Origin of the sequence: Exiguobacterium sp. s46 (assembly GCF_018618875.1) — a bacterium.
Taxonomy (GTDB): Bacteria; Bacillota; Bacilli; order Exiguobacteriales; family Exiguobacteriaceae; genus Exiguobacterium_A; species Exiguobacterium_A abrahamii.
On sequence record NZ_JACSMY010000001.1, the window covers coordinates 1,802,235 to 1,815,242 of the forward strand.

The following is a 13,008-nucleotide window of genomic DNA, read 5'->3' on the forward strand; positions in this document are numbered from 1 at the left end:
TTACTCATTTCTTTCCTCTAGCTTCTTTAATTGTATTTTTAAACTCTCAATATCTTGAATTATACCATCCATTTCTTTTGGTTTATTTAAGATACTTCTTTGATTGTATAGTTCAATTAGTTTCGCTTTAATTATAGGTTCTCCTATCTGATTGATAAATTTTTCAATATAATCTTGATCTAAAGACGCATTCACATTATTTTTTAATAAATTATTGGCTACTTCATTAATCTTCTCTTTTGCGTATTCACCGATAAGACCATCAGATAGGAAAAATGAATGCGAAAATAAGTCATGAATATTAGCACCTAAAGTTGCTGGTATATTTTCAAGTTCATTTTGTACAACTACGTTTCCTAAATCATCTTTTTTTAATAAAATCAAACAGTTAAAAGGAAGCTCAGACAAAATAAATGGAGAGTGTGTACTTAAAACGACTTGAATATTTTTTTCTTGTAATTCTAAACTATCTAACATGCCTGAAAGTACACTTATTATTTTTTTTTGAAGCATAGGGTGTAATGATATTTCAGCTTCGTCTAACAAAATAAGCACATCTCTATGTTTTGAATCTTTAATTGCTAAATATAAACTTGTACATAGATTAAGTAATTGAATTTCACCTGAGCTTAAATTTCTCCATGAAAAATGAAGTGATTTATTTTTTCCAGATAAATCATTGTACTTGTTTACAAAATTATAAATGCTTTTATTATTAGATTTGGTTATCTTAATACGAGGAATTTTAATATTAATTATTTTATCAATACCGACACTATTTTTATCTACTTCGAACATCTTAATTCTATGAGTATCCAAAATCATATGTTCTCGATTGACTAAAAAATCTGTTAAAAGATATCGAATGAAGTTTGTGTAATCACTAAACAATTTCTCAACACGTTGCTTTAATTTTTTTCTTCTTTCAATTTTAAGTTTTTCAGTATAATTTAAATTAGCGATTTCTTCTAAAACTACCGCAGAAAATGATTCTATTAAGGGTATGATATCTTCTATTCTCGTTAGATTATATTCTTTTCTTTTTTCTTTTTCTTTGATAATTTCCTTTATTTTTTCAAACAATATATAATCTAAATTTGAAAATAAATTTTCTACTATTATTAATAACATCATTTCTTTTGATCCGATATCTTTTTTTGAATTCAAAATATAGTTATAAAAAACTTGTTCTCCGAAAAAGTTATTTACTTTTTTCTCAAAACGTAAATATATATTTAGTTCATCATTTAGTAATAATAAATCATTTCTTTCTCTTAAACTCATAAAATCATATTTAATGACTATTTCTTCTGGAATTATTAAATGATCATTTATTTTATTATTTAAAGAACTTTCGTTCAAATATCTTAGTGCGTTTTTAATTTCTTCTGATTTTAATTCATACAAATAATCTGTATTAAATCGATTCTCGCTAGATACTCCATTAATGATTCTCATGTCTTCCGAAAAAAGCTCTTCGTAATCTCCAACTTTATTAATTAATGAATCTATTTTATTACCAATAGATAAATCTGTATAATCGAATTCTCTGTTTTTATTACTTTTATAGCTTCTATTGTAGGTTTCATAGTTCCACTGATTTGTATAAAATACTAAGCTTCTTTCGTTACCTATTCTAGTTTGATTTTGTACTTCTGTGGAATTTCTTTCGATGTCTTCAATAGTTACTTTTTTAAATTGAAATTCTATATTTTCATTTCCTATATTAATATCAAGTATTATTGATTTTATTTTTGGATTTACTTGAAAATCAGATAGTACGTATTTATTATCATTAATAACAATAGCTGAGTTCTCTTCCAATAGTTTTTCACTGTAATATATACAATAGCATTTGTCTTTTTTTTCAACTAAAACTGTTTCGAGTGGTAAAAAATTAAATCCATAAAAAAAACGACCTTTTATAGAATCTAATATTGTAGATTTTCCAACCCCATTATTTCCGGCAATTGTTGTAATACTATTTATATTTCTCCCCCAGTAGTTATCTAAAAAATTTTTATTTTGCATAAAACTCAATGACTTATTCTTTTTATTATAATTTACAATTAATTCATTACTGAAATTTAAATCACAATTTTTAAAATTTCTAAATCCATCAAAATAGTAGTAGACCAACAAAAAAATTCACACCCTTAATTAAAGTAATTGTTAGTATAAACAAAGAAAGTGCTTAATTCTTAAGTTGAACTGAACCCCGAATGATAGACACTTGAAAAAAAAAGTTATCATTCGGGGTTCAGTTCACAGTATGCCAGATACAATTATTTATACTATATTTTTAATCAAATCCTATATATTTTTCGTCTACTACACCGGATTCTTTTAACATCTGATATAGGATTGAAATTTTAGAATTAGTACGGTTAATTCCGAATCGATTTTCAGAAAACGTAAAAAATAGGTATCTTTTCGATCGAGAAAGCCCTACAAAAAACGTACATGTATCCTCATCTTTTTGACTAGAAAAACTCCAAAAAGAATTATCATCAAATCCCACAAAAAATACCACCTCAAATTCCAACCCCTTACTTTTATGAATTGTCATTATAGGAATTGAATCGTGACCTTCAAATGAATTAATTGCCTCTAGCCAATTATTTGTTGATAAATAATACTGATATAAATAATTTGATAAATCCTCTTGTAATTTATTAATGTATTGACCTTGTGAATACTGTACATAGTGTTTTTTAATTTTATTTAGATCATAAAAATTTATTATTTCGCTTAATAGTTTTGTTAGTTCCTGATGATCATTTAAGTCATTTAATCTTATTTTTATATCTTTCAACATTAATTTAAGTTGTTTTCTCAATTTATCAATAATAATAGGATTGAATGTGCTTGATTTACCTTCAAAGAAAATTTTTGCGTCCCATATAAATATCCATGCATCACTATCTTTAACATTGAGAGCAGCCTTTAGTGTATTAATAATCAATAAAACTATATCTTCTTTTAACAATTCTTGGAAATTAACTTCATTTCGAGCTTGAATATTTACATTATCTAATACCCTAACTATATCATCACAAAATTGTTGAACATTTTGTTTAACTATAATACAAATATCTCTATATTCAATTTTCATCTCATCTACTACTTGCCTTATTTTTTCAGCAATATGTTCTGCTTCAGTAATAGAATCTTTGAAGTACCACGTTTCAGCAACTCCTTCATTTTCAGACCATTTAGAATTTGAAATAGGAGCAAATGGTTCATCTTGAAGATAATTATTAACTATTTTCTGTATCTCTAATAACCTTGGAGCTGATCTATGATTCATTAACAGCGTATATTCTCGTGAATTAAAGTCTCTCTTATACGCATCGAATACATCTACTTTAGCCCCAGCCCACATCATTATTCGTTGTCTGTTATCACCAACAGCAGTAATTGAAGTTAATGAATTATGAAAACAAACTTTAATTAAGGCATACTGCACCTTCGTTGTATCTTGAAACTCATCTAAAAACACGTGAGAATAGGTCTTCCTTAATGATTTAAGAATCAACGGATTAGTTTCTAAAATACGAATTGCTAAAATAGATATCATCTGAAAACTTAAAGTTGGTTTTATATCTTCATCACCTTTAAGTAATTTACTCCAAACGTCTTTATAAACCCCTGACATGTTCTCTACTCTTGTGCTAGTTAAATTATCAATATACTGTTTCTTTATTTTATTGTTAAATAAATTTACTTTACACTTTGAAAAGGCTTGAATAATTTCATTCTGATTTGTAGCTATCTGATAATTTGGATCTGGTCTGAATTCATCAGATAATGCATATAGAAATCTATCTAATATGCTTTTAGCAAAAGAATCAAAAGTTTGTGATATAAATCTCGATTCAAATTTTTTAGATAATCTAAGTTTTATTCTTTCCTTTAAATTTACTGCTGCATCCTTTTTAAAGCTTATCGCTAAAATTTTATGTGGATTTACACAGCTTTTCGTTTCTAATAAAAAACAAGCTTTTTGAGCTAATAGTTCTGTTTTACCTGCTCCTGGTCCTGCAACAACTAAAGAGTTATTTAACTCCTTCAAGGCATCCAAAGCTGCTGGTTCTAGTACTAATCCACCACTTGGTTTCCATTCACTAGTTAGTTCCACTATGTTACTCATTCCTTAATATTTAGGAGTAATTTTACTTTTCCAGCTAGATTTTTAAAAACATAAGGAGTATTCGCTTTTAATATATCTTCGGTTATATTATTTAATGCTTGTAAATGTGTTACTGGTTTTCCTCTAGTTAAAAAGAAATAACTATACCAGATCATCAGTTCTTTCTGTTCTTGAGTATAAGAATATCCATCACTACCATTTTTCTTTAAAGTTCTTTTTACATCACTATCAATACGATCTTGATATTCTGTAGATTTCTTTTCTTGTTCACTTAATTCATAAATTCTTTTTTGTTTCTTTTCTCCATCTAACTTAATTAAAGGACCTTCATTTTTATCTAGAATTTCTAAATATGCATCCTTATATTTTTCAAGCATTAAAAAATCAATATCTATCGGATTAGAAAAGTATACATTATACTCTTCTAAAAATTGTATCCATTCATCGATATGTTCATACTCAGTCAACAAATGCATATCATCTAATTCTTCTTCTGTTAGTATTCTATCGTCCGAAGTATTAAGTAATTTATCTCTGTCCGCTCCATTTTCCAATAGTTGTTTTATTACATACTTTATTCTTCCCCAACCGCCGCCTTCTCTTTCTCTATCTAAATCTAATAATGTAATATGAGGGATACTCAATTGATTCAATAACTTCCAAAAATGATTAACATGTCGTCCACCTAAAGGAACTACTGATGTAGCAACTGTATCAAGGTGATCCATATATAATTCTAGAAATTTTGGTATTAATATTTCCTCACTATCGCCTTCTCCTAATATAACTAATGATGAAAAATACAATTCTGGGTAAGCTTTAATTGCTTCTTTTACATATTTATATGATTCATCTTGCTTTTCAGGCAGTACAATCTCTTTAGCAATAGTTTTTCCATTCTCAATTCTTAAATAGCGTATTTCTGTAGGATCTATACGTTTAATAATTGATGGACTGTGAGAAGTTAACATTACTTGAGAATTACTTCTACTGCGTATATTATTTAAATTCTTTATAACCTTACCTAATAAATGGGGACTAACATGATTTTCTGGCTCCTCAACTAAAATAAGTGTCAACGCTGGCGGATCAATATTTAATATTCGTTCTTCTTCAGAAATTTTGTTTTTAATTTCTCTTATTGCTGCATTTTCTATTTCTAATAGTGAATCTATTAATGTTAAGTAAAATAAAGACTTTAAACCATCTCCTAATTCATCCACTCTAAATGCTTTTTCGGTATGTGCAGGTGTAAACTCCACTTCTAGCTTTTTTAATATATTTTCTAAATCGCTACTGCCAAACTTTATATTAGCTTCATTGTATCTAGAATCATTATGGTAGTTTTTCCATTGTTTAGAAATCACATCTTTTACTTTCGATATTCCAGATTGCTTAGCTACCTCATTATCTAATTCATCGATTTTATTATTTATCTTTACTTTGTCAGACTCTTTCCAATTTATTTGATTTAGAATTCTCCATAATATAGTTCCATTAGCATTTTTCAATTGTTCCGAGGGGTTTCTAACTGCTGGAATATAAATAACTTGTATCTTATCTCTATCATGGGCTGAAATCGGTTTAAGTCCATTTTCCCCTCTATTAACAACATAATGGTACTTATAATCTATTATTCCTTCAGGAGAGCTCCCTTTCTCATAACTCGCATCTAAGCGTATAACAATATATGGATCACCGTTAGGTTGTTCTACTCTAAAGCTTTCAAAATACTGCGCTATTCCGTAATCATCTTCATCTAATCCTTCATTATCCTCATCAAAAAATTCAAAATAAGCTTCTATATAAAATTCACTTCTTGTTATTTCGTCTGCAGTTTTTTCTAAAGGAATATGAAAATCTGATTTAGTTACTTTAGAGTTTCCAAACATTTTTTGAAGTGAACTCAATACAGTAGTTTTACCTGAACTATTATGACCTATAAAGGCCGTTAAATCTGAAATATGAATTACTGTATCAGTTGGTCCAAAACTGCGGTAATTGTTAAAAATTATTTTAGTTAATTTCATATAAATCCCTTTCTATTTATAAATATTTAGATTTAAAAGATGGTACTCAGAAATGATTTTTTATAAACTCAATGAAATTAATTTCTTTGATTATTTTTTGGATAGTTTTTTTGTATTCTATTACTATAAATTGATAATCAAATTTTAATAAATTTTATAAAAACTATTTTGAAATTTTCAGGTATCTCTTCTTTTGAATTTCTATATAAATTTATTTTAGTCTTTTTTATCTAACACTAAAATTATCATATTAAACAAAGCAAATGTAAATAAACATACAGAAATCCTAAATATGTATATATTCAAATTATGAAAGTTGAAAAATATTACTAGAAATTAAAATAAAAAAGTGCCATAAATGTTGATATGTCAACATTTATAGCACTTTTTGAAATCCTAAGATTTCAGGGTATGGAGACGGTGGGAGTCGAACCCACGTCCGAAGGCATCGTATACTTAAGCTTCTACGTGTGTAGTCAATTTATTGGGATCTCGTCGTCAGGCTGCCAATTGACAGGCGTCCGTCCGACCAGTCTGATTCCATCTCTTCTCTTTCCCTCCAGACGGAAGGGTCCAAGCGTAGCCTGTTTAAAGTGAGACCCTAGAAATCAGCCGACCAGGCGACAGCTGCTAGGATCCGCAGTTGCTATTACGCTGCTGCGAGTTGTGTGTTAGTTTTGCCAGTTATGGCTGGTGCGTTTTAACGAGGCCGACCCCTCGACACGCCACAGAAGACCGAACTACCCCCGTCGAATCCGTAACGTCCCCAAGATATAAAATTGGGGCTTTCCGAATACTAATATTCTAGCAGAAAAGTGTTACGGGTTCAATACTTTTGCTTATCGCGCAGTGCTCGTTCGATATCACGCTTCGCATCCTTCTTCTTCAGGTCGTCGCGTTTATCGAATTTCTTCTTCCCGCGTCCGAGTCCAATTAAGCATTTCGCATATCCGTTCTTGATGTAGACCTTCAGCGGCACGATCGTATAGCCGTCCCGTGAGACCGCACCGATCAAGTTTGCGATCTGTTTCTTGTGCAATAACAGCTTCCGCGGGCGGAGCTGCTCATGGTTGTACCGGTTTCCTTGTTCGAAGTGGGCGATGTTCGAGTTCCAGAGAATCGCTTCTCCCCCGTCAAACCGGACGAACGCGTCTCCAATACTGATCTTTCCTTTACGGACCGATTTGATTTCCGTTCCCGTCAAGACGAGACCGGCTTCAATCGTATCCTCGATCGCATAATCGAACGAGGCCCGTTTGTTGTTCGCTAAGACTTTCGAATCTGTTCCCTTTGGCATGTTCGTTCACCACATTTCCGATGCGGAAGCGCTTATTTGCGCTTCCGTTTCTTATTCGAGACCGCCTTATGGAACGGCGGTTTATCTTTCTTATTCTTTAACGAGAATCCTTTTCCTTTACCTTGTTCGCTCTTACCCGACCGTTTCTTGCCACGACGATCGTCTTTCTTCTTATCGTCGCGTTTTTGTCCCGGACGTCCACCGCTTGAGCGGATCGTCTTCGACTCGAACCGTTTCTTCGGTTGCCGCTCTGGCATCCCGACGACGCTGAAGTCGATCGTCCGTTCATCGATGTTGACGTTCGTGACTTTAATCTCGACGACATCGCCGATCCGGAACTGTTGCTTCGTCCGCTCGCCGATCAGCTGATAGTTCGCTTCATCGTAGCGGTAGAAGTCATCCGTCATCGCTTGGATGTGGACGAGTCCTTCGATCGTGTTCGGCAATTCGACGAACATCCCGAAGTTCGTCACACCACTGACGACACCTTCAAACGTCTCACCGATGTGTTGCTCCATATACTCGGCTTTCTTCAAGGCGTTCGTTTCCCGCTCTGCATCAACAGCGCGACGCTCGCGCTTTGACGAATGATCGGCGATTTCCGGTAAAATCTCCGAATAACGGTCTTGCGTCTTTTGTGATTTGTCGTTATATATGACATATTCACGCAACAGACGGTGAACCATTAAGTCCGGATACCGGCGGATTGGTGACGTGAAGTGCGTATAGTAGTCCGTCGACAGACCGAAGTGACCGATCGGTTCGATGTCGTATTTCGCTTGTTGGAGCGAACGAAGCATGACCGTACTGACGACGGCTTCTTCCGGCTCACCTTCAACAGCGTTGAGGATCGATTGCAACGTTTTCGGTGCGACTGACTCACCTTTGCGTTCGACGTTGATGCCGAAGTTACCGATGAACTTGAAGAACGTATCGAGACGTTCTGCTTTTGGCTCATCGTGGATCCGGTACATGAACGGCAGTTTTTGACGCTGGATGTGCTCCGCGACCGTTTCGTTTGCTGCGAGCATGAACTCTTCGATCAGCTTCTCGGCGACCGACCGTTCCCGGAGGATGATCTCACTCGTCTTGCCTTCTTCGTTGACGAGGACCTTCGCTTCTGGGAAGTCAAAGTTGATCGCCCCACGACGGGAGCGGCGTTCACGGAGGATTGCTGCGAGTTCCGCCATCTTGTCGAAGTACTCGACGAGATCTTGGTACTTCGCGATCACTTCCTCGTCTTCGCGTTCGATGATTTTCCGGACGTCCGTGTACGTCATCCGTTCCGTCGTCTTGATGACACTCTGGAAGATCTCGTGGTTGACGACAGCACCGTTCGCATCGATTTCCATGATACAGCTGAGCGTCAGGCGATCAACGTGCGGATTGAGCGAACAGATCCCGTTCGATAGACGGTGCGGAATCATCGGAATGACGCGGTCAACGAGATAAACACTCGTTCCGCGCTCACGCGCTTCTTCGTCGAGTGCTGAATCTTCTTTGACGTAATGCGAGACGTCGGCGATGTGGACACCAAGCTCGAAGTTGCCGTTCGCTAATTTCTTAACGTGAACCGCATCATCTAAGTCTTTTGCGTCAGCGCCGTCAATCGTCACCGTCAATTCGTTTCGTAGATCGACGCGTCCGACTAAGTCTTTCTCATCGATCTGATCCGGAACGGCATTCGCCTCAGCGATCGCTTCCGGTGAGAAATCGACATTGATGCCGTGCTTATGGACGATCGACAAGATGTCGACGCCTGGATCATTTTTGTGACCGATGATTTTTAAGACTTTCGCTGTTCCGGCGTAGCGACCGTCTGGATACTTCGTGATCCGAGCGAGGACTTTATGACCATCGACGGCACCGAGTGTATCGTCGTTCGCGACGACCGGTAAGAACGTCAGCTTCGTATCATCCGGTTCAATGTAAGCAATCGATTCAATTCGCCCTTTTGGACTGACGAACGTTCCGACGAAATCGGCTGGTCCGCGTGAGAGAATCTTGAGCAGTTTCCCTTCGCGACGATCGCCGCCGTTTGACTCGGCAAACACTTTGACCAGGACACGGTCGCCGTTATAGACGTTCTTCAGTTCCGGTGCCGGCAAGAAGATGTCGCCTTCTGAACCGTCTTCCGGTGAGACGAAACCGAATCCGCGTTGGTGGACGGAAATCTTCCCTGCGACTTGACCGATCTGCGCAAGCGTTCCGTACTTGTTCGAGCGTGTCCGGGCAATCAACGCTTCGTCTTCCATCGCGTTTAGCGTCCGAATCAATTCCTTGAATGCTTCCGTATCCGCTAGTTCTAGTTTTTTCGTTAATTGATCAATCGACAACGGACGTTCTTCCGTCGTGATGACCGTTAGTATTCGTTCACGTAATTCCAACGTGACACCTCCAGTTACTTGCTCCAGTTCAATGACTCCAGGAAGTCCAAGATGTCAGAGTGGAGCTGGTCTTTTTCTTTGTCGAGCGTAATGACGTGACCTGAGTTCTCATACCAGATCAGCTCTTTTTGGAAGGCACTGACTCCATCATGGATGATGTTCGCGGAGTCGGTGTTGATCATGTGATCATTGCGCGCTTGGACGACGAGCGTCGGTGCGTAGACGTCCTCGAGCGAATCGCGTGTCTCGCGCAGCAGTTCCTGTAAGTCCTTCAAGGTCGGCATCGGTTCGAAGGACGCCATCTCGTGGTCGATCTCTTCTTGTGATTTGCCTTCTCGCTTCTTGAATTCTCGTGCGTACTCGGTGACTCCTGCATACATGACTTCTTCACTTTTGATGTAGGCGGGTGCACACATCGGGATGACCGCTTTGACCGGACGGTTCATCGATAACTTCAGCGACATGACGCCACCGAGCGACAGTCCGCAAACAGCGATTTCGTCATAGCCTTTATCGACGAGTTCCTGATATCCGGCAAGGACATCCTGCCACCAGTCGGCTGGCCCGGTCTTCGTCAGCTCTTCGGGTGGGGCAGCGTGCCCTTTATATTGTGGTGCGAGGGACGTATAGCCCTGCTTCTGTAAATAGCGACCGAGGATGCGGACATCCGCGCTCGATCCCGTGAATCCGTGTAATAGTAAAACGGCACGTGGGCCGGCTTCGAAAAAGAATGGTTTTGGTAAAGTGATTTTCATAAAATGATTCCCCCTCTAACTCTATACCCCATATCCGGAAAAAATGAATATCGAGAAATACAAAAAACGACAGCGCGATCATACGGCTGTCGTTTCAATGCTCACTTATAAAAAGCGACGAGTAACGCCAAAATGAAGAGTAATGCTCCTAAGATAGACGCCACACGATTTAGGACCGCATCCAAGCCACGAGCTTTTTGGCGACCAAATAATTGTTCTGCTCCACCCGTCAATGCTCCGAGTCCGGTCGTACGACCCGACATCAATAGAACGACGATGATGAGAAGAACGGAAACGACGATGAGGCCGACAAGAGCCACGTTATGAATGATCATCGATGATCCTCCTTCAGTAATATACGCTTCTTTCATTATAGAGAAAAACAAGTACGGGAACAAGGAATAGATTTAGGAACTTTTTCCTGCCTGACGAAAAGAGACACCTGAATCGTCGACTCAGGTGTCTCATCTCCTTATTGTTTGATCAATTCGAGATCGACTGGGATGTTCTTCTCGACTTTGTCGCCTTTTAAGTGCTTAATGGCTGTCTCGACACCCATCTTTCCGATCTCAGTCGGTTTTTGAGCGATCGTTCCTGCCATTTTTCCATCTTTGACGGCTTTGACGGCATCATCCGTCGCATCGAAGCCGATGACTTTGACATCATTGAGACCAGCTGCTTTTAATGCTTCGACCGCACCAAGTGCCATCTCATCATTGTGCGCGAAGACGGCTTTGATGTCTTTGTTGTTTTGGAGGATGTTCTCCATGACCGACAATCCTTTTGCCCGGTCGAAGTTTGCTGCTTGTTTTGCGACGACGTCGAGTTTACCGTCGACTGCTTCATGGAACCCTTTACCACGGTCGCGAGTTGCGGATGCTCCTGGAATCCCTTCGAGCTCCACGACTTTTGCTTTGTCGCCGACGAGTTCGATCATGAACTCACCTGCTTGTTTCCCACCCGCGACGTTATCCGACGCGATGTGTGCGACGACGTCGCCTGCTTCTGCGTTCCGGTCAACTGTGATGACAGGGATGTTCGCATCGTTTGCTGTTTGGACGGCTGCACCAACTGCTGCTGAATCCGTTGGGTTGATCAAAATGAGATCGACTTTCTTTTGAACCATGTCTTCGATGTCGCTTGCCTGTTTTGCCGCATCATCTTGTGCATCGGCGACTTGAAGTGTTGCGCCTTGTGCTTTTGCTTCTTGTTCTGCCCCTTCTTTTAACGAGACGAAGAATGGGTTATTGAGGGTTGAAATCGAAAGACCAATCTTAAAGTCCTTCGTCTTTTTCTTCGTATCACCGTTGCTGCTGCCCGGTTGTTCCGTCGAACAGGCGGCTGCGAAGACCATTAATGCCATCATGACGACTGCAAGTAGTTTTTTCATCTGTAAATCCTCCTTTTTGAGTGTGGGTTACGCTGCTTGTTTCCGGTCCGCGAGTACCGCGAACAAAATGACTAAACCTTTGACGACGAGTTGGAAGAACGAGGAGACACCAAGCAAGTTAAGTCCGTTGTTCAGTGTTCCGATGATCAAGGCACCGATCAAGGTACCGACAATCCAGCCACGACCACCTGAGAGGCTCGTCCCACCAAGGACGACCGCTGCGATGGCGTCGAGTTCGTACGATGTCCCCGCCGTCGGCTGTGCCGAGTTCAGACGAGACGTCAGGATGATGCCGGCAAGTGCCGCCATCAACCCAGAGAGTGAGTAAATCATGATTTTGACTTTATTGACTTGAATCCCCATCAACTTTGCTGCTTCTTCGTTACCACCAATCGCATACGTATAGCGACCGAACGTCGTCTTCTTCAAGATGAAGTAGAGGACCGCGAAGGCAAGCAACATTGTTAAAACCGGTACTGGGAAGATCCAGAAGTAGCCGCGTCCGAACAGTTCGAACCAGCCACCTTGGCTAAGTCCAGTGATTGGTTTCCCATCCGTATAGACGAGCGTCAAACCTCGGAAGATTGTCATCGTCGCAAGTGTTGCGATGAATGGTGCGACTTTCCCGAGCGAGATGACCATCCCGTTTAACGCACCCATGACAGCTCCGACGATTAGACCAGCCAGAACAGCGATCAACGCTGACGTTCCGTCCGTCATCAGACCCGCGACGAAGGCGGACGAGAGGGCGAGAATCGAGCCGACCGATAAATCAATCCCACCTGTCAGAATGACGAACGTCATCCCGAAGGCAATCAAGGCATTGATCGAGACTTGCCGTAAGATGTTAAATAGATTATTCAGTGTTAAAAAGTCCGGTTCCATGATCGAGACGACGAGGACGATCGCGAACAATCCTGCGAGTGGTCCAAGCTTTTGTCCGATCCCAAGACGTCTCGGTTTTGCTTCCGTTACCTTGCCTTGCATCAATTCCAT

At 38.8% G+C, this 13,008-nt stretch carries 9 protein-coding genes and 1 other RNA gene; all 10 read right to left on the reverse strand.

What is annotated here, in order from left to right; translation table 11 throughout:
* Entirely contained in the window at positions 1-2,142 is a 2,142-nt protein-coding gene (locus KNQ08_RS09430) for an AAA family ATPase (protein ID WP_214805360.1), read from the reverse strand.
* Positions 2,143-2,302: 160 nt separating this feature from the next.
* A complete protein-coding gene (locus tag KNQ08_RS09435; protein WP_290785515.1) occupies positions 2,303-4,141 on the reverse strand; it encodes a UvrD-helicase domain-containing protein in 1,839 nt (612 codons plus the stop codon).
* An 8-nt stretch (positions 4,142-4,149) separates the two neighbouring features.
* The gene (locus KNQ08_RS09440; RefSeq protein WP_214805364.1) at positions 4,150-6,183 is read right to left on the reverse strand and encodes an ATP-dependent nuclease; all 2,034 of its coding nucleotides are present in this window, start codon (positions 6,181-6,183) and stop codon (positions 4,150-4,152) included.
* Positions 6,184-6,592: 409 nt separating this feature from the next.
* Positions 6,593-6,951: a transfer-messenger RNA gene (gene ssrA, locus KNQ08_RS09445) on the reverse strand.
* A gap of 58 nt (positions 6,952-7,009) precedes the next feature.
* Entirely contained in the window at positions 7,010-7,480 is a 471-nt protein-coding gene (gene smpB, locus KNQ08_RS09450) for an SsrA-binding protein SmpB (protein WP_023469198.1), read from the reverse strand.
* Positions 7,481-7,512: 32 nt separating this feature from the next.
* Positions 7,513-9,867, reverse strand: a complete 2,355-nt coding sequence (gene rnr / locus KNQ08_RS09455; protein ID WP_214805366.1) for a ribonuclease R — start codon at positions 9,865-9,867, stop codon at positions 7,513-7,515.
* Between the two features lie 14 nt (positions 9,868-9,881).
* The gene (locus KNQ08_RS09460; protein ID WP_023469200.1) at positions 9,882-10,622 is read right to left on the reverse strand and encodes an alpha/beta hydrolase; all 741 of its coding nucleotides are present in this window, start codon (positions 10,620-10,622) and stop codon (positions 9,882-9,884) included.
* Between the two features lie 101 nt (positions 10,623-10,723).
* Positions 10,724-10,957, reverse strand: a complete 234-nt coding sequence (gene secG / locus KNQ08_RS09465) for a preprotein translocase subunit SecG (protein WP_023469201.1) — start codon at positions 10,955-10,957, stop codon at positions 10,724-10,726.
* 137 nt (positions 10,958-11,094) lie between these two features.
* Positions 11,095-12,012, reverse strand: a complete 918-nt coding sequence (rbsB, locus tag KNQ08_RS09470) for a ribose ABC transporter substrate-binding protein RbsB (RefSeq protein WP_133207679.1) — start codon at positions 12,010-12,012, stop codon at positions 11,095-11,097.
* A 27-nt stretch (positions 12,013-12,039) separates the two neighbouring features.
* Positions 12,040-13,008, reverse strand: coding sequence for a ribose ABC transporter permease (gene rbsC / locus KNQ08_RS09475; RefSeq protein WP_052019102.1), 969 nt, complete (start codon positions 13,006-13,008; stop codon positions 12,040-12,042).